The sequence below is a fragment of the Pseudomonas urethralis genome, assembly GCF_021602465.1.
In the GTDB taxonomy this organism is placed as follows: domain Bacteria; phylum Pseudomonadota; class Gammaproteobacteria; order Pseudomonadales; family Pseudomonadaceae; genus Aquipseudomonas; species Aquipseudomonas vlassakiae.
Genome location: NZ_BQIJ01000003.1, coordinates 64867 through 89117, shown reverse-complemented (window position 1 = coordinate 89117; position 24251 = coordinate 64867). Strand labels below are relative to the sequence as shown.

The window sequence follows — 24251 nt, the reverse complement described above, 5'->3', positions numbered from 1 at the left end:
GCCTATCAACTTTTCACCGCCAGTGTTCGCCCTGCCCACCGCCATGCGCTTGCACAAACTTGCGCTTTTCGCCCCCGGGTGGCTGTCAGCGCAACACCGGCGCAGTAGGATGAGCCCAGAGGAATTGCCCATGACCCCACTCACCCAGTTGCAAGTGTTCAACGCCATGCACGCCTCGCCCAACGCCCGGCTGGAGCTGAGCGCGCACCTGGGTGACGGGTTGGCGGCGGCATTGTGGAGCAACCGCGACGATGCTCGCGACTATCAGGCGCCGAGCCATCACACGCTGTCGTGCTATATCGCCGACGGCACCGGCACCTTTCGTCGCCAGCGCCCGGCCGACAAGGGCGCGCCGGACAAACTGTGCATCATGCCGGCAGGGCACGAGTCGAACTGGGTGGTGAACGGTGCAATTCGCCTGGCCCACCTGTACATCAGCGAAGCGCAGTTCGCCTTGGGTTGTGTGCGCCTGCTCGATCGCGAGCCACGCGAACTGCAACTGCAGGAAGCGACCTTCCTCGATGACCCGCAACAATCCGTGCGCTTTCGCCAGTTGATCACCTTGGACTGGGCTGAGCCCGCCGAACGTCTGCTGGCCAGCAGCCTGGCCCATGAGATCGTCGACCACGCCGTGCTCAGCCAAGTTGGCCTGCGCCAAGGGTTGCGTCTGAAAGGTGGATTGGCGCCGAGCCTGCGCCGGCAACTGGTGGAGTACATCGAGGCGCACCTCGACCAGCCGATCACCCTGGGTGAACTGGCACTGCGCTGCAACCTGTCCGAGTACCACTTTGCTCGGATGTTCCGCACCAGTTTCGGCCTGCCGCCGCATCAGTACCTGCTGGCGCGGCGGCTGCACCGCGCTTGCCAGTTGCTGCGCCTGGGCGAATTGCCCTTGGGCCAGGTGGCGCTGCTGTGCGGGTTTGCCAGTGCCAGCCATTTCAGCAACCGCTTTCGCCAGGCGTTCGGTGCAACCCCTGGCGAGTACCGTATGGCCATTCGCGGCTAAAGCCGCACAGGTACTGCACAGTTTTCAAAACCTGTGATATCCCTGTGGGAGCGGCTTTAGCCGCGAAGAGGCCGGCACAGGCGGCACAAGGCTCAGAACTCGAAGGTACTCGACAGGCTCACCTGCCGCGCATCACCAATGGCGACGAAGTACTGGTTAACCGCCGAGCTGTAGTAGACCTTGTCGAACAGGTTCTTCACGTTCAGTTGCAGGCGCACATTGTGCTCATCAAGCTTGGTCTCATAGGTGGCGAATGCATCAGCCACGGTATAGCTCGGCAGGTCGAACGTGTTGGTCGCGTTCCCCGGCCGCTCACCCACATAACGCGCCCCGGCGCCGAAACGCAGGCGATCGCCACCCAGCAGGCTGCCGAAGTCATACACCGCCGACAGCGAACCGCTATGCCGGGCCACATTCTGCAAGCGGTTGCCTTCAAGGTCGGGGTCCTTGGTCACCTTGGCATCGGTGTAGGCATAACTGCCGATCAGGCTCCAGCGCTCGCTGAGCTGCCCGGTCAGGTCGAGCTCCACGCCGCGTGAGCTGACTTCCCCGGCGTTGCTGTAGACCGTCTCGCCAGTGCCACTGTCGAAGTTGGACACCAGCACGTTGCGCTTGGTGATATCGAACAGCGCCAGGGTACCGGTGAGGCTGCCCGGCATGTCGAGCTTGGCGCCCAGCTCCCAGGACTTGCCCTCCTCCGGCGCCACCGAGGAATCCAGCACCACGCCCCCGGTCAGCGGGGCGATGCTGGAGTTCGGCTTGAACGACTCGCTGTAGCTGCCATAGAACGACAGCTGGTCATCGACCTTGTAGACGATGCCCGCATGCGGCACCCAGGCCTGGCCGTTGCTGTCGGTATTGGCCTTGAACGGGCGGCCACGGCCGGCGTACTGGTCATACTGCTGGTAACGCGCGCCCGCTACCAGGATCCAGTGTTCGTCCAGGTGCAGCGCGTCCTGCACGAACAAGGCGTCGGTGCGCAGCTTGTCGGTCTGGTCGCTGTCGCTCGCACGCACCGTGCTGCCCTCCACCTCCTGGCCGTAGACCGGGTTCAGGTAGCTGAAGGCCGATCGAGAGGTCTGACGGATCAGGTCGCCACGAAAGATCTTGCGGTCTTCGTGGTCGATACCGAACAGCAGGTCGTTCTGCATACCGGCCAGCTCGACATTGCCATTGAGGCTCAAGGTGGCGAACTGGTCGCGGCTCATGGCGTTGTGAGTGCCGTCGATGCTGCGCGTCAGCGTGCCCTTGGCCTCGTTCACGCCGGTAACGCGAACCTGGCTGGCATCGTACGTCTCGCGGTTGAAGCTGTAGCCGAAGTGCAGCTTCCAGTCGTCGGTCAGTTGGTGATCGACCTCCAGGCGGTACAGGTCGGAGCGCCCTTCCATGTCGTTGAACGGCTCGTCCAGGCGCCGGGTAGCCGGGATGTCCAGCGGGTGGCCGTTGCTGCCGAATGCTGTGCCGCGGTCGAACGGATAGAGGAATTCGCGGTGCTCGTAGGCCAGCACCACCTGGGTATCTTCGCCGAGCCAGGCCAACGACGGCGCCACCAGCGATTCGCGGTGCACGCCGAAGTTGCGCCAGTAATCCTCGTTTTCGTGATCGACGATCAGGCGGTAGGCGAAGTTGCTGTCGCCCAACGCGCCGGTGCTGTCGAAGCCGCCGCCGCTGCCATTCTTGCCGCTGCCGTAAGTGGAACCGCGCACGGTCAGGGCGTTGTACTGCTGCAGTTGCGGGCGCTTGCTGACCACGTTGATCACCCCGCCCGGGTCCTGGATGCCGTACAGCAGCGAGGCCGGGCCCTTGAGCACTTCGACCCGCTCGGTAGTGGCATTGAGGCTACGGCCCTGCACCACCGGCATGCCGTCACGCATGATCGAGCCGTCGCGGTTGTCACCGAAGCCGCGTTTCATCACCGTGTCGGACGTGCCGCCGAAGTTGTTGCCCTGGGTAATGCCACTGACATTGGCCAATGCGTCGTCAAGGTTGCGTGGGGCCTGGTCGCGGATGACCTGGGCCGGTACCACGTTGATCGCCTGGGGGATGTCCTGGCTGGGGCCCTGGCCGCGCATGATCGAGGCACTGGCGGGTGGCTGATAGCTGTAGCTGTCCATTTGCGAGGTCACCGTGGTGGCCTGCAGGTTGAGGGCGCCAGAGGTATCTACAGGTTCGAGCGTCAGGGTGCGTGCATCGAGGCGACGCCAGGTCAGCCCACTGTTACCCAGCAGCCGTTGCAGGGCCTGCTCGGCGCTGAACGAACCATTGAGGGCCGGGGCCTGCACGCCTGGCAGTTCGAGGGTGTAGACGACACTCTGGCCAGTGGCACGGCTGAAGGCGCTCAGGGCCTGGGCCAGCGGCTGGCCGGGCTGGTCGAAAGCGTGCAGTTGCAGTTGCTCGGCGGCCATGAGGCCAGGGGCAGCGGTGATGGCCGGGCACACTGCAAGGCCAAACCAGAGGGGGACGCAACGCGGGGTGAACTTCATGGACGCTGACCTGTGAGAGGGTTATTACTGCGAATGAATCGCACTTCCACTCATTACACGGATGCTGCGTCGGGTTACCTCATCCGCTTTTGCAATTTTTTTTCAGCGGATCACGGTCAGTCGCCCCAGCAAGGTTTGCCGCGAGAAACCCAGCACCTTGCCCAGCGAATCCAGTGCAGCCAAAGGCTCATCCACCGGGAAACTGCCGCTCACCTTGCGCTGCCCCAATTCGCCATTCAACAACACGATACGGCCGGGGTAGTAGCGGCCCAGGTCTGCCGCTACCTGCGCCAGCGGCACCTGGTAATAGTTCAGCCAGCCCTGGCGCCAGGCCAGGCGGCTGTCGCCGTCGACACTCGCCAGCTCGCCTGCATGCCCATCGGCATAGGCCAGTTGCTGGTTGGCCGTCAGTATCTGGCCGGCCTGCCCCGCAGCCGGGATGACGGCCACGCGCCCACTGCGGACGATGACCTGTGCACCCTGCCCTTGGTCACGCACTTCGAACTGCGTACCCAGCACCCGAACCTCGCCGCCAGCCGCTTCCACCACGAATGGCTGCCCGGTATGGGTCACCTGGAAGAACGCTGCGCCATGCAGCAGGCGTACACGGCGTTCACCTTGGCGGAAATCGACGGCGATGGCGCTGCCCGCATCCAGGGTCACCTGCGACTGGTCCGCCAGGGTTACCTGGCGAATCGCATCACTGCTGCTGAAATCGGCCTGCAGGTCCAATAGCCAGTCACCCGGCCGCCAGCCACCCGCCACGCTGACCGCCAGCACCAGGCACGCCGCGGCCAACGCCATGCCAGCGCGTCGCCAGTGGCTTTTGCCGGGTGGCTTGGCCATGGCCAGCAAGTAAGGCTGAAGGTCTGCATGCTGTTCTTGCGCCAGACGCGCTGCCGGTGCTTCGCTGAGCTGCATCAGCAACTGGGCTTCGGCGTAGGCTTGGCGATGCCTGGGATCGCCCAGCAACCAGCGCTTGAACGGCGCACTGCTTGCCGCTTCAGGCTGCTCGTTGATGCGGATCAGCCACTGCAAGGCAGCCTCGGACTGGGCAGCGGTAACCGGGTCTGGATGGCTCATCGGCGGGCGCTCCCAGGCCTGCGAGTGAAGGTCGCGGGCTCGGCAACACTGGCCTTGCACGCTTCGAGGGCGCGCATCATATGCTTTTCCACACTGCTCTGGGAAAGCTGCATGGCCTTGGCGATCTCGCCGTACTTGCAGCCGTGGACGCGGTTGAGCAGAAAAATCCGCCGGGTACGCTCAGGCAGCGCTCGCAGGGCGGCTTCAATGCGCTGCAGGTCATGATCGACCTCCACGGCCTGCTCTGGCGCCTGGGCCAGCGCCGCTTCACCACGCTGCAGCGAGGCTTCGGCAAGGCGTTCGCGACTGCCTGCACTGCGCAGATGATCGATGGCAAGGTTGCCGGCACAGCGCAGCAGGTAGGTATCGAGCGCTTCGACCTTGACCTCGGGGCGGCGCCAGAAGCGCAGGAACAGCTCCTGCACCAGGTCGGACGCAGTAGCGCGGCAGCCTACCCGACGGCGGACCAACGCCTCCATGCGCGCACGCTGGGCGAGGAACACCTCGAGGAAACGCGCGCGGGTGCTGTCGCTCTCGGTTTCGCTCAAGGCATCACCCCGCAACCACGGCCAACAGCGGGCCCAGTACCAGGCTGGCGGTAGCCAGGCCCAGCAACGCACGCGGCATGTAAGGCAAGCCGAACACCCACAGGGTAACGCCGGCCATCAACAGTGCGGCCCACTCCACCAGCCCGTGGGCCCAGCCACGCCAGTGAACGGACAGCACCAGGGCCAGCATGAGCAGCAACCAACCGCCAACGCGCAGTGCACGCAACTGGGCCGGGCGGGGCTTGTGCCTGAGCAGCTCGTTGAAGTGCTTTTCCATCGCCAGGCACAGCGCGGCGAAACCGGCGAAACCGATCAGGGCAATGCTCAGCATCACTGCACCTCGACCATTTTGGCCGAGACCTTGGCCGCCTTCGCCGCACGTGTTGCGACGGGCTTCGGTGGGCGCAGCATCTTGCTCGCAGCCCAGGCCAGGAACAGCCCACACGCCAGGGCGGTAAGGTCGAAACCGGCCATGGCCCAGTCACCCGCAGGCACAGAGACGTTCAACCCCTGGCCGGTGCTCAAGCCGTTGAGCAACGGCAACAGGGCAAAAGCCAGTGCCCCCATTGCCAGCTGCTCGCCCCAGGCCCTGCGCCCCGGGCGCAGCACGGCATGCAGCAGTGACGCCAGCCAGACCAGGAAGAACGTGTTCACCTCCCAGTCAGCACGCCCATGCAGTGCCACCGGCAGCAACCGGTTGGCCCAGAAGAAACCGGCCACGGCCAGCACCAGGCCGCTCATGCTGGCGATGTTGAGCACTTCGACCAGGCGCAACTCGCCCGGCAGACGTTCGCTCCTGGCATGCTTGAGCTGGCGTTTGCCCAGCCACATCACCAGGCCGGTGCCGATCACCGCCGTGCCGGCAAGCCCGAAGGCGAAGTACAACCAACGCAGCCAAGGCCCGGCGTAGTTGCCCATGTGCAGGCCGGCGAAACTGAACGAGGTCATCATCGCGGCGCTTTCCGGCGCGCCCTGTTTCAGCAGTTCGCCAGTGGCCCCATCGAAGGTCCAGTTGGCACTGCGCTTGTAGGGGACGTTATCCGCCGATGACTGGGTGAAGACGACGCGGGCATTGCGATCGCCCGCGTTCTGCACCTGGACAAAGCCGATGCGTGCGCCCGGCACCAGCGCCTGGACCTTGGCATGGAGGCTCGCCAGCGGCACCAGTGGCGTGGCGACATGGGCTGCCTTGGGTGCCTCGTCGCGGCCGAACAGGTCATTGAAGTACCCGTTGGTATTACCGTAACTGGCCATGATGCTGGCCGGCATGACCATGTACATGAACAGCACCAGGCTGCTGTAGCTGATCATCAGGTGGAACGGCAGCACCAGCACGCCAATGGCATTGTGGCCATCCAGCCATGAGCGCTGGCCCTTGCCAGGGCGGAAAGTGAAGAATTCCTTGAAGATCTTCTTGTGGGTGATGATCCCGGTGACCAACCCCAGCAGCATGATGAAGGCACACAGCGTCGACAGCCAGCGGCCCCATGGATAGGGCATCTGCAGTTCGAAATGGAAGCGGTAGAAGAACTCGCCGCCACGGCTTTCGCGCGCATCGACCGGCTGCCCGCTCTGTGCATCCAGATTTTTCCTGACAAAGCCCCGACGCCCACCCTCGGGATCGCGCCAGCCCACGTTCAAGGCAGCCTCGCGCTCGCTGGGCAGGCGAATCATCCAGCTGCCCGAATGCGCGGCGTTGCGCTCCAGATAGCGCTGGGCCAAGCCCAGGCTGGTCACCGGGTCCAGCGCATGGCGGCGCACTTCCGGCTGCGCCCAGTGGCTGACTTCGTCCTTGAAGTACGACAGGGTGCCAGTGAGGAAGATGGCGAACAGCAGCCAGCCGAAGATCAGGCCAGTCCAGGTGTGCAGCCAGGCCATGGCCTGGCGGAAGCCTTCCTTCATGGGTTCTTCATCCAGTAGGCGAACCCGCCGAGCAGCCCCAGCACCAGGCTCGGCAGCAACACGCCAAGCCAGGCGCGCCAGGCGCTGCGGCAGGCGAAGCACCAGATGAAGGCCAGCAGGTAGAACACGAACGAGAGCATAAGGCCGGTCAGCGTGGCGTCGACCTGGGGCAACGGCAGCAGCAGGGCCAGGCAGACACTGATCGACGACGCCAGCAGATAGCCGCCCAGCAATGCCGCCAGGCTGCGTGAAACCACGGCCAGGCGATAGCTGAGAGGGAGTCCGGCGGCGGAGCGCTTCATGGCTAGGGTCCGGGGAATGGGAATGCAATAGTAATGAGTTTAATTCTCATAAGCAAAATCTCTATGGAGGCTGTCGGATGTTCGCCGTCACATATTCAGCGCCTATGAGACCGAGCGCCGCCCGCGCGGCGCATCGCGGATAAATCCGCTCCTACATCTGTTTCGGGCCAATATCTCCTGTGCCGCCAACAGGATCCGCCTTGGTGCATGACCGGAGACAGGTGGAGCGGCATCAGCGCCCACCGAAATGCATCGACATGCCAACAAGGCGGTCCCTGTTGGCCTCACAGGAGTGACTGGCCCGAAACAGATGTAGGAGCGGATTTATCCGCGATGCGCCGCGCGGGCGGCGCTCGATCGCACAGGCGCTGCAAGGCTCGCGGCGAACCCATGGCGGCAGCCCCCTCCACTGAATTTGCTACAGAAAATTTATTTTCAAAAAGGGCTTGAATTCGTTTCGCCGTTGCCTGACCTTAGAGTCAAGAGGCGCAGAATTCCCAAGGCCCTCAATGGCCTAGGCACGCCTCCATGCGAGCAAGCTGAATAAGGATTGGAATCATGCAAATCCAGGTCAACAGCAGCAACCATATCGAAGGCAACATCCGTCTCAACGAGTGGGTCCGCAGTACGCTGGAAGCCACCCTCGAACGCTATGACGACGACCTCACCCGCATCGAGGTGCATCTGCGTGACGAGAACGGCGCCAAGCCCGGCCCGCATGACAAACGCTGCCAGTTGGAGGCTCGCCCGAAAGGCCATCAGCCGATTTCCGTGACCCACACCGCCACCTCGCTGGACCAGGCGGTCGACGGTGCCGCCAGCAAGCTGAACAATGCACTGGAACACTTCTACGGCAAACTGCGCAGCAAGCGCGGGGTACTGGAACTGACTGACCCCGACGCCTGATCGGCTCCCTGAACAACAACGCCCGGCTCGCGCCGGGCGTTTTCGTTTGCACCGATCAATGGGGATGAACCATCGTGCAGGTTACCCGGTCAACTTCTGCAGTCATCCATTGCGGACCCAGACCATGAACAATCCATTCGAACAGATCAGCGCCGCCTTCGCCTCCGATTACCGGATCAACCTGAGTATCGAACGGCTGGACGGCAGCATCATGCTGACGCTTTCCGATGACGCCGGCGTGGTTGCCAAGCGCCTCATCAGCCAGGCCCAGCGCAACGACCCTGTGCGCCTGCAACGGGTCATCGACAGCATCCGCCTGGGCCTTGCGATCGAACTGGGGCAGAACCCGTTGCAGGTACTGGCCGCCCTGACCCGTGATACGCGCCCTGACGCCCGCCCGTTCGCAGCAGTGAGCGTGGCCAACTGAGGATCAGGCCAGCATCAGCATCTTGCCGATTGCCTTCTCCAACTCCGTCAGGCGCCAACCATTTACCCGATGCGCGGGGTCAAAGCTATGGGAGTGGTGAAACAGGCCGAACAGCCCCTGGTCGTAAGTGGGCTCCTGGCCCTGCTTCAGCCAGTACAACGACTCCTCCACCAGGGAACGACTGGCGACCACATTCAGCCCGATGACATCGGCGACTTCGGTGACATACACCCCATTCGGGTCGAGCCCCAACGGCGCAAGCACCTGTTTCAGGTGGGCATGTACAGCTTCGGTATTTATGCTCAATTTCTTTCTCCTGTTGGCGCCACCGTGCGCGACCCGGTGTCACGACGCTTTGCCAGGCGCCAGCCAGGATTCAACGATGCCTGAGCCGATTGCCAGCGGTAGCCGGCTAGCCCCTCACTTGCCCTCCTCCACTTCCTTGCCGCTGGCGTCCAGCACCTTGGTCGAGGGGTAGCGGTACGAGGCGTAGCGCACCACCAGGATCGAGAACGCCAGCAGCAAGATACCGCCGCACACATACAACAGCCCTTCGTCCGGCGCCTTGTGGTGCGACACGTCGCCAATCAGCAGGCGCGTCAGCGCGGTGATCGCCACATACAGCAGGAAGCGGATCGGCATGTGGTTGGTCTTGAAGTAGATACCGACCATCGCCCCCAGCTCCAGGTAGATGAACAGCAGCAGGATGTCGTCGACGCTGACCCCGCCCTTGCCGAGCATGTCCAGGAACGTCACCACCGCCGCGTAGGCGGTAATCGCGCCAATGCCGAACAGCGCCAGGTAGTGGAACGCTTCCACGCACAGGTTGCCCAGCGCGTCGGCCGACCCGTGCAGGCCCTTGCGCAGTTTTTCAGCCCATTTGATATCCACGATGTGCGATTCCCCGATACGACATGAAGGATGATGCGTCACGCCTGTGACGCTTGTGCCATGCAGTTAAAGGGCCAGGCCCCTGCCTTGGAAGGCGACCGATTGCCGCAAGGCACGGGCAGCGAGCGAATTCAGTGCAGCTACAATTTCCGGTTGCGAAAGCACTGCCTTGCCATTACTGTATATAGATACAGTATTCAGTGACGGCATTCTGCCCGACTGCCTGGATAGCAACTGAACCGCACAGCAGCAGGCGCACCACAGCGCCCCTGCCCCACTGACCGAGAGGCCTCGTATGGCTGTTGAGATTCTTTACCGCAGCACGCGCGATTTGGAGACCACGTTCTTGGACCGCAAACTCGCAGATGCCCATGACCAGATGCTGGAACTGGCCGAGGTGCTTACTCAGGTTCTGGTTAAACACGTACCTGGGCTGGATGAAAACATCGCCGAAGAGGCCAGCATCTTCATGGCCAAGAACAGGGCTGTGTTTGCAGCGGCGTTCAAGAGCAATGCGGCGGCATTGGCTGACCTGGATACAGCGGAAAAAGCCAGCGAGTAGGCCGCACCTCTGAGTCGGAGTCACCGCCTGCAAGGCACCACCCAGGCATGCCTTCTCAGGAGAGATCATGAAACGCAGGCAAACCGTCGAGCAGGTGCGCTGGGACCTGGCACTGCGCTACAAGCTGATCGAGACCGTCGCCTGGTGGGAAGGCCGCCTGACCACCGGCCACCTGATGCAGAGTTTCGGAATCAGCCGGCAGCAGGCATCCAAGGACATCAATACCTACATCACCGAGCATGCCCCAAAGAACCTGGTGTACGACAAACAGCTCAAGGGTTATGTACCCAGCAATCAGTTCATACCCAAGTTCATCGAGGACAGCGCAAGCGCCTACCTGCAACTGCTGTATCAGAACGGTGAACGCGCTCCGCACATTGACGGCCTGGCACTGGCCTACGCCCACACCAAGGTGCTCGAAGTACCGGACCGGCCCATTCGGCCAGAAGTTCTGCGCCCCCTGCTCAAGGCCTGCCGTGAAGGCCTGCGCCTGGAAACCGAGTACGTTTCACTCAACACGCCGAACGTCGAAATTCGCCTCATCGCCCCGCACACACTGGTCTACACCGGCATGCGCTGGCATGTGCGGGCGTACTGTGAAAAGAACCGTCAGTACCGCGACTTCGTACTCAGCCGTTTGCGCGGGCAGCCGGGCCTGCTGGATGAGTCGCCCAACCCCCGGGCACAGGATGAAGACTGGAATGCCGAAATTCCGGTGATCTTCAAGCCCGACGAGCGTTTGAACGAGGCGCAGAAGGCAATCATCGAAGCCGACTTCGGCATGATTGACGGGCGACTGGTGGTGCCGAGCCGCAGGGCTCTGGTGAAGTATGTGCTGCAGCGCCATCAGATCGACCCGCGCAACGTGGCGACCAGCCCTGAAGCGCAACAGGTGGTGGTCTCCAACCTTAAGCAACTGAGGCCCTGGCTGATGCATGATTGAGGCAGTTGCGCCAGGCCATCAATCGTACAACAGGCGCTCGGCCAGCATCTGCGCCACTCTGGCCGGGGAGCGCTTTTCCGCCTGGGCATGGCCGAACACCTCGGTCAACCGCGTCGGTATCCGCGCCAGATGCGCAGTGATGGTACCCAGGTCGCCTCCGTGATGCTTCAGCGCCACGTAGATCAGGCCACCGGCATTGATCACGTAGTCAGGGGCATACAGAATGCCGCGCGACTCCAGCTGATCCGCCACCTGCAAGGTGGTCAGCTGATTGTTGGCCGCCCCCGCCACCGCTGCGCAACGCAGCTGCATCACCGTCTGGCCATTGAGCACCGGCCCCACGCCACAGGGCGCGAAGATATCGCAAGGGGTGCTGATCAGGGCATCATTGGTCACCGGGTGAGCATTGAACTGCTCCACCGCCAAGCGTACGCGGCCAGGGTCCAGATCGCTGACCAGCAACTCCGCCCCCGCCGCATGCAGCTGCTCGGCCAAGGCATAACCCACATTGCCCAGCCCCTGCACAGCGACCCGCAGGCCTTCGAGGTTGCTGCTGCCCAGGCGTGCCTGCGAGGTGGCGCGTATGCCGGCGAACACGCCCATGGCGGCATGCGGTGACGGGTCCCCAGAGGCCGTGGTGCTGGTGACATGCGGTGTGCTCTGGGCGATGCAGTCCATGTCCAGGGTCGAGGTACCGCTGTCCACGGCAATGATGAACCGCCCTTGCAAGGTATCGATGAAGCGGCCGAACGCCTCGAACAGTGCCGCGCGGTTTTCCACATGCGGGTTGCGCATGATCACCGCCTTGCCGCCACCCAACGGCAGGCCCGCCAGCGCTGCCTTGTAACTCATGCCCTGGGCCAGGCGAATGGCGTCGGTCATGGCGCTCTCGTCATCGGCATAGGGCAGGTAGCGACACCCCCCCACTGCAGGGCCCAATTTTTCGCTGTGAATCGCCACTACGGCCTTGAGGCCAGTGGGCGGGTCAATGAACAGGTGCAGCGACTGGGTACGGGTGCTTTGCATCAGCGCGAACATCGACGGGCTCCCCAACGAGGTGCTCCTACCAGTATAGGCATGCGCCAAGGTACGGCGCCGCCGGCGGACCACTGGACGAATCCACGCCCCGCAGCTAATACTCAAGCGTGTGTGGAGAGCCCTCATGAAGCCACGTCAAGCCTGCCTGGCCTGCCTGGAGCGCGAGCCGGTCGCCCTGCTGGAAGCTGCGTTGTGGATTGCCGCCGAGCATGATCGAAAGGTCGAGCCTGCGGCCAGCCTTGCCACGTTGCAAAACCTGCAAGGGCAGATCAGTGCCTGCCTGCCCATGCTGCCATTATCCGAACTGGCCCAGCCGCTGCTGCGACAGCTCAATGCACTGGGTTTCCAGCAGGACGAACTCCACCCGCTGCGGCCGCATGCGGCGTTGCTGGACAAGGTACTGCAGCGCCGACGCGGCCAGCCCCTGGCGTTGGCGATCCTCGCTCTGGAACTGGCCCGGCGCCTGTCCATACCCCTGGAAGGCGTGGCATTCCCTGGGCACTTCCTGCTGCGTGTACCCGGTGCCGACCACCTGCTCGACCCTTGTGGGGGCCGGCGCCTGTACCCCAAGGATTGCCGCGAGCTGCTGGCGCGCCAGTTTGGCCCGCATGTGCCGCTGACTGCCGAACACCTGCGCAGCGCCAGTGCCATGCAGATACTGCAGCGTCTTTCGCGCAACCTGCGCCAGTTGCATATGAGCAACGACAACCACTTGGCTGCACTGATCGACGCCGAACGGGTCATGCAACTGGGCCCGGCCCAAGTCAGTGACTACATGACCCGGGCAACGCTGTATCAGCACCTGGACTGCCCGCAGGCCGAACGTTTCGACCTGGAACACGCCCTGCTGCTGACCGACGACCCGGTTCAGCGTCTCAAGCTGTCCGAACGTATCGGCAAGCTACCGGCAGTGAACCGTTCGATTCACTGAGCCGGCGTGTCCACCTGGCAGGACGGGTGCGCCTTGGCGAACGCCGGGTGCCCCTTGGCCAGTGCAGCGACCCGGGCTATGCGGGGGTAGCCGCTGAGGTCGATGTTGAAGCGCTCGGCCGCATACAGCTGCGCAATCAGGTAGACATCCGCCAGCCCCGGCTCGTCGCCAAAGCAGTAACCGTGATCGCCAATCAACTGCTCCACGGCGGCCAGCCCCTGGCCGATCCAGTGTGCGATCCACTGATTGACCTGAGCTTCATCGTGCCCCAGCTGGCGCAGCTGGTTAAGCACGCTGACATTGTGCAATGGATGCACATCGCAACCGATGATCGCCGCCACACCACGCACCCTGGCACGCATTGCAGCAGCGTCCGGCAACAGTGCCGGCTGTGGATAAACCTCTTCCAGGTATTCGATGATCGCGGGTGACTGCACCAGCAATTCACCCTCATCGGTGCGCAAGGCCGGAACCCGGCCTTGCGGGTTCACCGCGACATAGGCATCAGCGCGCTGGTCACCCTTGAGCAGGTTGACCGGCAGGGCCTGGTATTCCAGGCCCTTCAGCGCCAGGGCAATGCGCACCCGATACGAAGAGGTGGAACGGTAATAGGTGTACAGCTCCATGGCCTGCTCCCTCAGTTGGCCGCGATGACCGTGCCACGGCATTCGCCGAAGCCGATGCTGGCCACGCCATCGCGCTTGCAGCGAGCGCGCAGGATGATCTCGTCACCGTCTTCGAGGAACTTGCGGCTTTCGCCACTGGCCAGCTCCACCGGCTGCTTGCCGCCTACGGTGGTCTCCAGCAGGCTGCCGTACGAATCGGGTGAGGCACCGGACAGCGTGCCGGAACCAAACAGGTCGCCAGGCTGCAGCTGGCAGCCGTTGACGCTGTGGTGGGCGATCAGCTGGGCGACGGTCCAGTACATGTTCAGGGTGTTGCTCAACGCCAGACGCTGGGCCGGCATGCCCTGCTCGCGCATGCGCTCGGTGAGCAGCAGCACTTCCAGCTCGATATCGAAGGCGCCATTGGCCTGGTCACGCTCGTCGAGCAGGTAAGGCAGCGGCTGCGGGTCACCCTGCGGCCGGGCCGGCTGGGCACAGCGGAACGGCTCCAGGGCCTCGGCAGTGACTACCCAAGGCGAAAGCGTAGTGATGAAGCTCTTCGACAGGAACGGGCCCAGTGGCTGGTATTCCCAGGCCTGTATATCCCGCGCCGACCAATCGTTGAGCAGGCACAGGCCGGCAAGGTGCTGGTCAGCTTCGGCAATCGGGATGGCCTGGCCGATGTCGTTGCCTTGGCCGATCCAGATGCCCAACTCCAGTTCGTAGTCCAGCCGCGCGCAGGGACCGAAGCTCGGTTCGGTGTGGCCGGGCGGCAGGGTCTGGCCTTTCGGGCGACGCACCTCGGCCCCCGAGGGACGCAAGGTCGAGGCGCGGCCGTGGTAGCCGATCGGTACGTATTTGTAGTTGGGCAGCAGCGGATTGTCGGGGCGGAACAGCTTGCCGACGTTGGTAGCGTGCTGGATGCCGACGTAGAAATCGGTGTAGTCACCGACCTTGGCCGGCAGGTGCAACTGGCACTCACTGGCTGGATACAGCGCAGCCTTGAGCTCAGCCTGGTGTTCGCTGTGTTCGCCCAGCAGTACCAGCAGACGCTCACGCAGCGCCACCCGGGCAGCACGCCCCAGGGCGAAGAACGCGTTCAGCGCACCACCGCGGGTGGCTTCCACCGCTGCCTTGGCCTGGCCAGCGAACAGGCCCGCGGCCAACACGGCCTCCAGGTCAAGGATGGCATCGCCGATGGCGACGCCACAGCGCAGTGCTTCACCCGGGCGGCTGAAAATGCCCAGCGGCAGGTTCTGCAGCGGGAAGTCGCTGTGCCCGTTGGCGTGCTCGACCCAGCTACGGGCAATGGCGGTCTGGTTCATGGGTTATCTCCGGTTCGGGTTGAAGGTGCTCGGCAAGGTGGCCCAGCAACTATCGTAGTCGGCCTGCAATTGCGGGCTGTCGAGTGCCTGCACGCTCGGGCGCAGCACCTGGCTGGTCTCGAACATGAAAGCCATGGTGTTGTCGATCTTGTGCGGAGCCAGCTCGGCAGCGATGGCCTTTTCGCAGGTTTCGGCATCCGGGCCGTGGGCGCTCATCACCCCATGCAACGAGGCACCGCCTGGCAGGAAACCTTCGGCCTTGGCGTCGTAGGCGCCGTTGATCAGGCCCATGAACTCATTCATCAGGTTGCGGTGGAACCACGGTGGACGGAAGGTGTTCTCGGCCACCATCCAGCGCGGCGGGAAGATCACGAAGTCCATGTTGGCCATGCCATGCACGCTGGTCGGCGAAGTCAGCACGGTGAAGATCGACGGGTCAGGGTGATCGAAACTGACCGTGCCAAGGGTGTTGAAACGGCGCAGGTCATACTTGTAGGGCACGTTGCTGCCGTGCCAGGCGACCACGTCCAGCGGCGAGTGCTGCAGCTGGCAGGCCCAATGCTCACCGAGGAACTTCTGCACCAGTTGCACCGGGCCGTTCAGTTCTTCGTAGTGCGCCACCGGGGTGAGGAAATCACGCGGGTTGGCCAGACCGTTGCTACCGATAGGGCCCAGGTCGGGCAGGCGCAGCGGCGCGCCATGGTTTTCGGCGATGTAGCCGCGGGCCTGGCCATCGGGCAATTCGACACGGAACTTCATGCCCCGCGGGATCACGGCGATTTCCTGAGGCTCGACATCCATGACGCCCAGTTCGGTCGCGATACGCAGGCGGCCCTGTTCCGGCACCAGCAGCAGTTCGCCGTCGGCATTGAAAAACACCCGTTCCATGGAGCGGTTGGCGCGATAGATGTAGATGCTGACCCCTGCCGGCTTGTCGGCGGCCGAATTGGCCACCATCGGCAGCCAGCCTTCGATGAAATCGGTTGGCTCGCCGGGGATGGGCTGCGGATTCCAGCGCAGGCGGTTGGGCGTGACCGCGCCCAGCGGGCCGCTCAATGGCTGGCGCTGCAGGCGCTCGAAACGCGGGTGCAAGGCCGACGGGCGGATGCGATACAACCAGGTACGGCGCAGCTCGCTACGGGCCATGGTGAACGCCGTGCCCGACAGCAGTTCGGCGTACAAACCGTAGGGGGCCTTCTGCGGCGAGTTTTGCCCGACCGGCAGGGCGCCTGGCAGGGCTTCGCTGGCGAATTCGTTGCCGAAACCGCTCAGGTACTGAAGATCGGGGGACGTGTCGCGGTTCATCGAAGCCTCCGGATATTGTTTTTGTCGTAATCAGATTACGAATAACGTAATTTGCTCCCCGTCAGGCGTCAAGCTATAAAGGCGCGACGCGAAAAATCCGGAAGCTTCCTACCCATGGCCAAAGCCAGCACCCCCGCCGACAACGGCAAGCAGAAAGTCCGCTCGGCGGAAGTCGGCACCGACATCCTCAAGGCCCTCGCTGAACTGTCGCCGTCTACCTCGCTGTCGCGCCTGGCCGAGCACGTGCAGATGCCGGCGAGCAAGGTGCACCGCTACCTGCAGGCGCTGATCGCCAGTGGTTTCGCCGAGCAGGATGCCGCCACCAACCACTATGGCTTGGGGCGTGAGGCTTTGCGCGTGGGGCTGGCGGCGCTGGGCAGCATTGATGTGCTGAAAGTGGCAGCACTGCCACTGTCGCAATTGCGCGACGAGCTGAACGAGAGTTGCTTCCTCGCCGTGTGGGGCAATCAGGGCGCCACCGTGGTCAGCATCGAGCCCGCCGTGCGCGCAGTCACGGTGGTGACCCAGATCGGTTCGGTGCTGCCGCTGCTCAGTTCCTCCACCGGCCTGGTGTTTGCAGCCCATCTGCCCGAGCGTGAGACCGTCGAGCTGCGTGACCGCGAGCTGGCCGTGCTGCAGCAGCGCGCCAGCGACTACGAAGGCTTGCTGGCAGGCATCCGCCAACGAGGCCTGCACCATGTGCACGGCCTTCTGATGCCCGGTGTGGATGCGTTATCTGCCCCGGTATTCAACGCCATGGGGCAGATCGCGGCGGTGATGACCGTGGTCGGCCCGACCTCGATCTTCCACGCTGATGAACACGGACCAGCCGCACAGCGCCTGCTGGCAGCGGCGCGGGATACCAGCTGGCGCATGGGCTACTCGCCAGCGGCGTGACTTGCCCGCCCGGCACTATTGCCCGAAACGTAAAGGTGAATGTCACAAGCGGCTATTTTTCCCACCGGATCAAGCGCTTATTCTTACCTCACTGGCCGGCATGAAGGGCTCTCCCCCCCGCCTTTCAGGCCCGCGAGGTTCACCGACGTTGATTTTGAAGCTCCTTGATCTAACGTCTCGATTGGCCGCTGCGTCTTGCAGCGGCCTTTTTTATTTCTGCAGGTTGGCCATCATCTGTTGCAACGCCTGCAGGTTGTCCTGCGGGTGCACTGCCCCTTCGAAGTCACCAATCTGCGCCCAGTGTTGCGCGACTTGCTCCGGGGTGAACCCCTGCTCGGGATTGAAACCGACCCCAAGGCTACGCTCCCAGCGCACCTTGCCCACCCAGCCACCGCCCACCTCGAACAATTCGCCGCTGTCCTGGCACTGCTCACTGCTCAGGTAGACCACCAAAGGGCTGATCAACTCGGGCCTGAGCCGCTCGAACACCTGTGGGGGTATCAGCCCTTCGGTCATGCGCGTGCCGCCGGTCGGGGCGATGGCATTGACCAGCACGCCATGCTTGCGCCCTTCGATGGCCAGGGTGCGGGTCAAACCATACAGCCCCAGTTTGGCCATGCCGTAGTTGGCCTGGCCGAAGTTGCCGTAGATGCCCGAGGTTGAAGCAGTGAAGATGACCCGCCCCCAGTTCTGCTCACGCAGGTGTGGCCAGGCAGCCCGGGTGACCTTGTAGGCGCCTTCGACGTGGACCTTGTAGACCAGATCCCAATCGCTGTCGTCCATTTTGTGGAAGGCCTTGTCGCGCAGGATGCCGGCGTTGTTCACCAGCACATCGACCCTGCCGAAACTGTCCAGCGCTTGTTCGACGATGCGCGCACCGTCGCCCACCGAATCATGGTTGGCCACCGCAGTGCCCCCGGCAGCGCGGATTTCGGCCACGACCTTGTCGGCGGCCGACGCATTGGCACCTTCTCCATGGGTCGAGCCGCCCAGGTCATTGACCACGACCCTGGCACCCCGTGCGGCAAACAGCAAGGCATGGGCACGGCCCAGGCCGCCACCGGCTCCGGTGACGATCACTACACGGTCTTGCAGACATACCGGCTCGCTCATGCTCAAGGCTCCAGGTCAGGTTGAATGCATCGATTGTCCGCCCGCCCAGGCAAGCGGACAATCAAGCTCACCCTGGCTGAATGCCGGGCGATAACGGCAGGCGATGATCGCGGGCTCAGGACCAGGCGACTTTCTGCGGTAGATAACTCAGCAGCTGTTCGCGAAAGGCCAGGTAATGGCGCAATACCTGCACCGGCGCTTCGGTGTGCGGGTAGTGGCCGATGCCTTGCAGTTGCACGATATCGGGGTCAGGCACCAGCTGCCGATAGCGCTCGACCATCTGCGCACCAGACAACGGGTCGGCAATGCCGTTTATGAACCGCAGCGGCACACCACTGCGCTGCAAAGCCCCGACCCAGCGCTCGCGGTGCTGCCTTCGCTCAGGCTGGTAGCCCACCAGCTTGTGGAGGATGCGCGTACCGTTATGGCTGGCGATCAGGCTCCAGCAATCGTCCAGCGCACTTTCACTGGGGTGGGTGCACGGGCCGTAGATCTGGGTGACGTTGCGCACCAGATCGTCGCGCCCGAACGAACGCCCCACCAGCCAGCCCAGGCGGCTGAGCAGCAGCTTCTGGACTCTAGGGATCTGACAGCTTTCCGGGAACAGCCCACTGTTGAGGAACACGCAGCTGGCGATATCGGCACGCTGTTCGTGGTGGCGCGACAGCAGTTCCTGAGCGACGCTGCCACCGTAGTCATGCGCCAGCAGATGAATCGGCTGGTGAATATCCAGATGGCTCAGCAGCGCCTGCTGCAGGTCTGCTTGCTCGATCAGGCTGTAGCGGTGGTTGAGCGGCTTGGCAGAATCGCCGAAGCCGAGCATGTCGCAGGCAACCACCCGGAAGCGCTGGGTCAGCGGAGCCCACAGGTAATGCCAATCCCAACTTGCGGTGGGAAATCCGTGCAAAAGAAGCAGGGGCTCTCCTTGCCCTGCGGTCCAGTAGCGGATGCTCTGGCCCCGGAACGAAAAATCCTGCCCCCGGGTACGCCAGACGCGCAATGGAATCTCGGCCATAGGCATCAGAATTGTCCCGGTGGAGGGGTGATGACGGAATAGGGCAAGGCTGCGGTCATTGCATTCACCTCGGCACTTTCATGTGCTCTCTATATCGAGGCCGAGTGTAATCACCGGTCCATCAGGTGAAAATTGCGTTGACAGCCAGCTTGATGACCGAGCGAGTCAGTGGCACGTACGGTCATAGCAGCATCGCCAGCAATGGCGCGGCGAACAGGTTGAGCAGGCCGGTGAGGACCATGACCAGGCCGGCCACCGAACCCTCTTCACAGCCCACCTCCCGAGCCCGGCTGACCCCCGCACCATGCGCGCCCACACCGAACAGCGCGCCACGCGCCAGCGGTGTACGCAATGGCAGCCAGCGCAGCAGCAGGCCGCCGAACATGGCACCGAGCACGCCGGTGAACATCACGAATACCGCCGTCAGCTCTGGCACGCCACCCAGGTCATGGGCCAGCGGCATGGCGAATGGCGTGGTGATTGAACGCGGCACCAGCGACAGGCTGATCGCGTCATCCAGCGCCAGCAGGTGCGCCAGGCTCCAGGAACTGGCGATCGACGCCGCGCTGCCGGCCACCATACCCATCAGCAGCGCAGGCCAATGCCGCGCCAGCATCGCCCGCTGTTGCCAGATCGGCACGGCGAAGGCCACGGTCACCGGGCCCAGCACACTCATCAGCCAATGGGTGTTGCGCGAATACTCGGCGTAGGCCGTGTGCAGTGGCACAGCCACCGCCAACAGCAATGCCGGGACCAGAATCAGGGGCGACATCAGGTAGCGCCCGGTGCGCCGATAAAGCCAGCGGCTGGCCAGGTAGGCGGCCAAGGTCAGCGCCAGCCAGAACAGCGGCATGGGTTCAAGGCTCACGGCGCAGCCTCCAGCGGCAGACCACTTCCACGGTGACGGCAGTCACCACCATGACCATCAGGGTGCTCACGGCGATGACCAGCAGAATACGCCAACCTTCGCTGCGCACCAGGCTGCCGTAATCGAGCAGGCTCATCAGTGCCGGGATGAAAAACAGCAGCATTTCCGCCATCAGCCAGCCAGCGCCCATCTGCAAGGTGGCCGGCTTGAGCACACCAAAGGCGAACAGCAGCAACAGCAGGCCAAGGCCCATCACCCCGCCCGGGATCGGCCAACTCAGCCAGGCGGCCAGTTGGCCACCGAACAGGAACAAGGCAAGCAGGACCGCCAGCTCGGCGAGCAGGCGCAGCGTTTTCTTCAGTAATGCGGGTTTCATGGGCGGGCATTCCTCGACAGGCCCTCATTTTAAGATTCGTCTGCCTAGGCCAAAAGCGAATTGTTAGACTGGCAGCCATTCCACAATGGAATCGCGACCATGGAATTCAAACAGCTACGCAGCTTCATCGAAGTCATCCATCGCGGCGGTTTTACCCAAGCCGCGCAGACCCTGCACATCAGCCAGTCAGCCGTGAGCAAGCAAGTCGCCCAGCTGGAGCAAGATGTGGGCCAGCCGCTGCTTGAGCGCCAAGCCTCGCAGCTGCATCTGACGGCAGCCGGGCGCATCGTGCTAGAGCGCGGCGAAGCGCTGCTGCGCCAGCGTCAGGAGCTGCTCAGCGAGCTGGACGACCTCAGCCACATGGCGCGTGGCGAGTTGCGCCTGGGCTTGCCGATGCTGGGCAGCGATACCTTGTTCGCCGGGTTGTTCGCCGAATACCGCAGGCGCCATCCGAACATCGCCATCCAGCTACTTGAGGGCGGCAGCCGTAGCGTCGAACAGGCCGTCAAGAGTGGCGAGCTGGAGCTGGGCGGCAGTCTCACCCCGAGCGACCCGGCGTTCGAATACCAGCCGTTCTGCAATGAACCGTTGGATGCCCTGCTGCCGGCCGGGCATGGGCTTGCCGGGCTGGGCTCGCTGAGCTTGAAGCAGTTGGCGGATACGCCGTTTCTGCTGTACCAACGCAGCTTCGTGCTCAACGACCGCTTGCTCAAGGCTTGTCAGCAGCAAGGCTTCACCCCGAAGGAAGGTGGCCGCAGCGGCCAGGCGGATTTCCTCGTGGCGCTGGTCGCGGCCGGCCAGGGCGTGGTGCTGCTGCCCCGTGTGGTGGCAAAAGCGCTGGAGCGCCCCGGGGTGGTGCGCTTGCCGCTCGAGGCGCCGACCGATCTACGCTGGGATATCGCCTTCATCTGGCGGCGTGGCGCCTACCTGTCGCGTGCAGCACAGGCCTGGCTCACATTGCTGCGGGAGGAAACGCCTCAGGCTTTCAGTGCTTGAACAAGCGCTGCCAGCCAAGGCTCGGCATCAGTTTCTGGGGTCACGGTCTCGCTGGCATCGAGCTTCAGCATCGGCAGCACTTCCCGTACCCCCAGTTCGGCGAACAGCTCACGCATCTGCTCGCCACCGCCGCAATAGGTATCGCCATAGCTCGAATCGCCCAGCGCAATCACCGCGCCCGGCAGCCCACGCCAGGCCGCAGGCAGAGTGTCGCGAATGCTGCTGAACAGCGGCATCAGGTTATCTGGCAGTTCTCCCATGCCGGTGGTCGAAGTCACCGCGAGCAACGCCTGAGGGCCAAAGCCTTCAAGATCCTGCTGGGTAGCACGGGCAGCATGCCAGGCGTCAAGGCCAGCAGCCTTGAGCAACGACTCGGCATGGCGGGCGACTTCTTCGGCGGTGCCGTACACCGAACCGGAAATAATGGCGACTTTCATCAGGAAGAGGATTCCGAAACTGAGTTAAAACGTAGGATACTAGCATTCGGCGCTGGCAAAAGGCCGCCTCTACCCCAGTCCCCTTCATTGCCCCAATGGTCCGGACATGATCAACGCGCAGCTGCTGCAATCGATGGTCGACGCATCCAACGACGGGATCGTGGTCGCCGAACAGGAAGGCGACGACACCATCCTGATCTACGTGAATGCGGCCTTCGAACGCCTGACCGGCTACAGCCGGGATGAAATCCTCTATCAGGATTGCCGCTTCCTGCAGGCCGATGACCGCGATCAACTGGGCCGCGCACGCATCCGCAAGGCCTTGGCCGAAGGCCGCCCCTGCCGTGAAATACTGCGCAACTACCGCAAGGATGGCAGTGCATTCTGGAACGAGTTGTCGATCACCCCAGTGAGGCACGCTGGCGACCAGCGCACCTATTTCATCGGTATCCAGAAGGACGTCAGCCGGCAAGTCGAACTCGAGCGCGAACTGGCCGAAATGCACGCTCGTCGGAATGCCGACGAACGCGCCTGAACCAAGCGCTGTGAACACGGTCAATTCCCGTTGAAGAAATCGTCATCATCGAGTTCGATCATGCAAGCAGAAGCGCTCCTGACCCAGGACGAACTGGACTTCATCCAGGACATGCAGCATTCCCCGCAATTGAACCTGGCCGACTCTATGTCGAGCCTGCTGGTCAATGGCGACCGCCACATCCAGTCACTGCTCGCCCGCTTGGTGGCCAATGAGCAGGTGACCCTGCAGGCGCAGTTCAACAACCAGCAGATCAGCTTCCCGCTGCAACTGGTGGAAGACGAGTTCCATGCCGTTCACTTGCAGATCGGCTCACCGGAAATCTACGAAGACGACGGCCCCACGCTGCGCCCCTGGCGCCTGACGATGGATCAGCCCAGCGCCCTGCTGGATGCCCAGGGCAATGCCAGTGGCCTGCTGGTCAGGGACATTTCGTTCAAGGGTGCGTTGCTCGAGGTGCGTGGCCCGGCCAAAGCCCCCTCGCGTTTCGATCTGCATTTTGCCCCGGATGGCATCAGCCCGATCAGCCTGCATGGCAGGCTGCGCCGACGCATCGGCCCGGACCTGGCCGCCTACGACCTCAGCCGCAGCCCGGCTGAAGAAATCGACCGACTGCGTGAGTACATCCTGCAGGCCCATCGCCAGGCCCATCCGGAACTGCACGATCAGGTATCGAGCTGACCTGCCAGATACTGTTGCAAGCGGCGCCGCATCAGCTCACTTTCCGCACCGAGGCATGCAACCGGGCTGCCCGCCAGGCTGTCCTGAGCACTCTCGGACGCCTCACCGGCCAACAGCAATGGGCATTCCAGGCCTGCTGCCAGACGCCGCAGGCGCTTGCTCAATTCGACGGTCGGCGCGTGGTTGGCGAACAGCACCAGCGCATCCGGCCGCAAGCGCTCACAGACCAGCGGCAGTTCTTCCAGCGCCTGGCCGGGCATGAGCAGGCTCACGCCAATGTCCTCGCAGCCCAGCAGCAAGCCGGTCACCAGCAGTTCCAGTTCGTGACACAGCCCGGGAAGGGGAGCCAGCAGCACATGGCGCGCACGCCGCTGGCGGGAGAGCTGCAAACGGGAGAACACCCGGCCACGCAGGAACTGGTCGAGGAACAGCCACTCGCTGGCCTGGCCGAACGCCCCCTGCCCCGCGGCAAGATCATGCCAGACCGGCAAGAACACCTCGCTGAACACCTGGTCCAGAGCGATTGCCGCGAACACCTGATCGAACAGCAGATCCAGGCTTGACGCGTCGAAGCGATTCACCGCCTGGCGTATCTGAGCCTGCCACTGTGCCCTGCTGTCAGGCGATACCACGGCCTGGGCGACGGCCTGGCCGCGAGCGAGAATGCCGCCGACCTTGCTCACCGCCACGCCTCGTTCGAGCCAACCCAGGATGCTCCGGACCTGTTCGATATCCGCCTGGGAATACAGCCGGTGACCACTGTCGGTGCGTGTCGGCTGGATCAGCCCATAGCGGCGCTCCCAGGCACGCAGGGTCACGGCGTTGACGCCGGTCAGGCGGGAAACCTCACGGATGGGGAACAGGTCCTGGTGTTGCAGGCCTGCCTCGATAGCCGAGCTACGTCCCTGTTTGTTCATCTGCACGGGAGTGACCTGTGTGCGGAAGTTGAACGGCCATTCTACTACGACATCAGGTGCTGCAAGCCAGCAACCGTTTGCGATCAATCGCCAAGGCAGCCTGTCACCACGATGCCGCCGCGTGCCCGATTCTTGCATGGAAGTTGACGTCGCCCACCA

General features: G+C 63.5%; 28 protein-coding genes. 10 read left to right on the top strand and 18 right to left on the bottom strand.

Translation table 11 applies throughout. From position 1 onward, the window contains the following. Positions 1–130 precede the first annotated feature (130 nt). Positions 131–1006 (top strand): helix-turn-helix transcriptional regulator, encoded by an 876-nt coding sequence (locus L6D64_RS05920; protein WP_176508234.1) that lies wholly within the window; start codon positions 131–133, stop codon positions 1004–1006. Between the two features lie 92 nt (positions 1007–1098). Here the strand turns inward: L6D64_RS05920 and L6D64_RS05915 are convergent, their stop codons facing one another. The 6 genes from L6D64_RS05915 to L6D64_RS05890 form a co-directional block, all read right to left on the bottom strand. Beyond that, positions 1099–3489, bottom strand: coding sequence for a TonB-dependent siderophore receptor (locus L6D64_RS05915; RefSeq protein WP_176508232.1), 2391 nt, complete (start codon positions 3487–3489; stop codon positions 1099–1101). Between the two features lie 102 nt (positions 3490–3591). Then, positions 3592–4572 carry a FecR family protein gene (locus L6D64_RS05910; protein WP_176508231.1) on the bottom strand — a complete coding sequence of 327 codons (981 nt, stop codon included), beginning with the start codon at positions 4570–4572 and terminating at the stop codon, positions 3592–3594. Continuing rightward, complete coding sequence (locus L6D64_RS05905; RefSeq protein WP_236192356.1) at positions 4569–5120, bottom strand: RNA polymerase sigma factor; 552 nt, start codon at positions 5118–5120, stop codon at positions 4569–4571. Before L6D64_RS05905 ends, L6D64_RS05910 begins: the two co-directional genes overlap by 4 nt. A 4-nt stretch (positions 5121–5124) precedes the next feature. Further along, entirely contained in the window at positions 5125–5451 is a 327-nt protein-coding gene (locus L6D64_RS05900; RefSeq protein WP_176508229.1) for a DUF3325 domain-containing protein, read from the bottom strand. Next, positions 5451–7022 carry a PepSY-associated TM helix domain-containing protein gene (locus tag L6D64_RS05895; RefSeq protein WP_176508227.1) on the bottom strand — a complete coding sequence of 524 codons (1572 nt, stop codon included), beginning with the start codon at positions 7020–7022 and terminating at the stop codon, positions 5451–5453. The genes L6D64_RS05900 and L6D64_RS05895 overlap by 1 nt, the downstream gene beginning before the upstream one ends. Then, positions 7019–7324, bottom strand: coding sequence for a DUF3649 domain-containing protein (locus tag L6D64_RS05890; protein WP_176508225.1), 306 nt, complete (start codon positions 7322–7324; stop codon positions 7019–7021). The genes L6D64_RS05895 and L6D64_RS05890 overlap by 4 nt, the downstream gene beginning before the upstream one ends. Before the next feature lie 558 nt (positions 7325–7882). On the opposite strand from L6D64_RS05890, the gene L6D64_RS05885 reads away from it, so the two are divergent. Together L6D64_RS05885 and L6D64_RS05880 are read left to right on the top strand one after the other, a co-directional pair. Next, on the top strand, positions 7883–8230 hold the full coding sequence (locus L6D64_RS05885; RefSeq protein WP_054884703.1) for an HPF/RaiA family ribosome-associated protein: 348 nt from the start codon (positions 7883–7885) through the stop codon (positions 8228–8230). A 124-nt stretch (positions 8231–8354) separates the two neighbouring features. Beyond that, positions 8355–8657, top strand: a complete 303-nt coding sequence (locus L6D64_RS05880; RefSeq protein ID WP_176507725.1) for a DUF3509 domain-containing protein — start codon at positions 8355–8357, stop codon at positions 8655–8657. Between the two features lie 3 nt (positions 8658–8660). Here L6D64_RS05880 and L6D64_RS05875 read toward each other — a convergent pair whose 3' ends face one another. Continuing rightward, positions 8661–8963 carry a hypothetical protein gene (locus L6D64_RS05875; protein ID WP_176507724.1) on the bottom strand — a complete coding sequence of 101 codons (303 nt, stop codon included), beginning with the start codon at positions 8961–8963 and terminating at the stop codon, positions 8661–8663. A gap of 114 nt (positions 8964–9077) precedes the next feature. Continuing rightward, entirely contained in the window at positions 9078–9548 is a 471-nt protein-coding gene (locus tag L6D64_RS05870; protein WP_054884705.1) for a phosphate-starvation-inducible protein PsiE, read from the bottom strand. Positions 9549–9843: 295 nt separating this feature from the next. Between L6D64_RS05870 and L6D64_RS05865 the strand changes: the two genes are divergently transcribed. Both L6D64_RS05865 and L6D64_RS05860 read left to right on the top strand, forming a co-directional pair. After that, positions 9844–10110: a YebG family protein gene (locus L6D64_RS05865; RefSeq protein WP_176507723.1), complete on the top strand. Its 267-nt coding sequence runs from the start codon at positions 9844–9846 to the stop codon at positions 10108–10110. 67 nt (positions 10111–10177) lie between these two features. Next, positions 10178–11053 carry a BrxR family helix-turn-helix transcriptional regulator gene (locus L6D64_RS05860; RefSeq protein ID WP_176507722.1) on the top strand — a complete coding sequence of 292 codons (876 nt, stop codon included), beginning with the start codon at positions 10178–10180 and terminating at the stop codon, positions 11051–11053. Between the two features lie 18 nt (positions 11054–11071). Here the strand turns inward: L6D64_RS05860 and L6D64_RS05855 are convergent, their stop codons facing one another. Then, positions 11072–12091, bottom strand: a complete 1020-nt coding sequence (locus L6D64_RS05855; RefSeq protein ID WP_176507721.1) for a Leu/Phe/Val dehydrogenase — start codon at positions 12089–12091, stop codon at positions 11072–11074. A gap of 124 nt (positions 12092–12215) precedes the next feature. Between L6D64_RS05855 and L6D64_RS05850 the strand changes: the two genes are divergently transcribed. After that, a complete protein-coding gene (locus L6D64_RS05850) occupies positions 12216–13022 on the top strand; it encodes a SirB1 family protein (protein WP_176507720.1) in 807 nt (268 codons plus the stop codon). Here L6D64_RS05850 and maiA read toward each other — a convergent pair. Genes maiA through hmgA form a run of 3 tightly spaced genes read right to left on the bottom strand, consistent with a single transcriptional unit; the run spans position 13016 to position 16257 of the window. After that, positions 13016–13648 carry a maleylacetoacetate isomerase gene (gene maiA / locus L6D64_RS05845; RefSeq protein WP_176507719.1) on the bottom strand — a complete coding sequence of 211 codons (633 nt, stop codon included), beginning with the start codon at positions 13646–13648 and terminating at the stop codon, positions 13016–13018. The genes L6D64_RS05850 and maiA overlap by 7 nt on opposite strands. An 11-nt stretch (positions 13649–13659) precedes the next feature. After that, a complete protein-coding gene (gene fahA, locus L6D64_RS05840) occupies positions 13660–14952 on the bottom strand; it encodes a fumarylacetoacetase (protein WP_176507718.1) in 1293 nt (430 codons plus the stop codon). Positions 14953–14955: 3 nt separating this feature from the next. Next, entirely contained in the window at positions 14956–16257 is a 1302-nt protein-coding gene (gene hmgA / locus L6D64_RS05835; RefSeq protein WP_176507717.1) for a homogentisate 1,2-dioxygenase, read from the bottom strand. Between the two features lie 114 nt (positions 16258–16371). On the opposite strand from hmgA, the gene L6D64_RS05830 reads away from it, so the two are divergent. Continuing rightward, positions 16372–17154 (top strand): IclR family transcriptional regulator, encoded by a 783-nt coding sequence (locus tag L6D64_RS05830; RefSeq protein ID WP_176507716.1) that lies wholly within the window; start codon positions 16372–16374, stop codon positions 17152–17154. A 210-nt stretch (positions 17155–17364) separates the two neighbouring features. Here L6D64_RS05830 and L6D64_RS05825 read toward each other — a convergent pair whose 3' ends face one another. From L6D64_RS05825 to L6D64_RS05810, 4 genes are all read right to left on the bottom strand, one after another. After that, on the bottom strand, positions 17365–18267 hold the full coding sequence (locus L6D64_RS05825) for an SDR family oxidoreductase (protein ID WP_176507715.1): 903 nt from the start codon (positions 18265–18267) through the stop codon (positions 17365–17367). A 115-nt stretch (positions 18268–18382) separates the two neighbouring features. Next, entirely contained in the window at positions 18383–19288 is a 906-nt protein-coding gene (locus tag L6D64_RS05820) for an alpha/beta fold hydrolase (protein WP_176507714.1), read from the bottom strand. Positions 19289–19463: 175 nt separating this feature from the next. Further along, a complete protein-coding gene (locus tag L6D64_RS05815; protein ID WP_176507713.1) occupies positions 19464–20150 on the bottom strand; it encodes an LrgB family protein in 687 nt (228 codons plus the stop codon). Then, a complete protein-coding gene (locus L6D64_RS05810; protein ID WP_176507712.1) occupies positions 20140–20526 on the bottom strand; it encodes a CidA/LrgA family protein in 387 nt (128 codons plus the stop codon). Before L6D64_RS05810 ends, L6D64_RS05815 begins: the two co-directional genes overlap by 11 nt. A 99-nt stretch (positions 20527–20625) precedes the next feature. On the opposite strand from L6D64_RS05810, the gene L6D64_RS05805 reads away from it, so the two are divergent. Beyond that, the gene (locus L6D64_RS05805) at positions 20626–21522 is read left to right on the top strand and encodes a LysR family transcriptional regulator (protein ID WP_176507711.1); all 897 of its coding nucleotides are present in this window, start codon (positions 20626–20628) and stop codon (positions 21520–21522) included. On the opposite strand, the gene L6D64_RS05800 is transcribed toward L6D64_RS05805, so the two are convergent. Next, positions 21504–21959 carry a flavodoxin gene (locus tag L6D64_RS05800; protein WP_054884719.1) on the bottom strand — a complete coding sequence of 152 codons (456 nt, stop codon included), beginning with the start codon at positions 21957–21959 and terminating at the stop codon, positions 21504–21506. The two genes, L6D64_RS05805 and L6D64_RS05800, sit on opposite strands and share 19 nt — an antisense overlap. A gap of 106 nt (positions 21960–22065) precedes the next feature. Here L6D64_RS05800 and L6D64_RS05795 point away from each other — a divergent pair, with 106 nt between their 5' ends. Then, a complete protein-coding gene (locus L6D64_RS05795; protein WP_054884720.1) occupies positions 22066–22494 on the top strand; it encodes a PAS domain S-box protein in 429 nt (142 codons plus the stop codon). A gap of 60 nt (positions 22495–22554) precedes the next feature. Further along, the gene (locus L6D64_RS05790; protein WP_176507710.1) at positions 22555–23175 is read left to right on the top strand and encodes a PilZ domain-containing protein; all 621 of its coding nucleotides are present in this window, start codon (positions 22555–22557) and stop codon (positions 23173–23175) included. Here the strand turns inward: L6D64_RS05790 and L6D64_RS05785 are convergent. After that, a complete protein-coding gene (locus tag L6D64_RS05785; RefSeq protein ID WP_176507728.1) occupies positions 23160–24092 on the bottom strand; it encodes a MerR family transcriptional regulator in 933 nt (310 codons plus the stop codon). The genes L6D64_RS05790 and L6D64_RS05785 overlap by 16 nt on opposite strands. Positions 24093–24251: the final 159 nt, after the last annotated feature.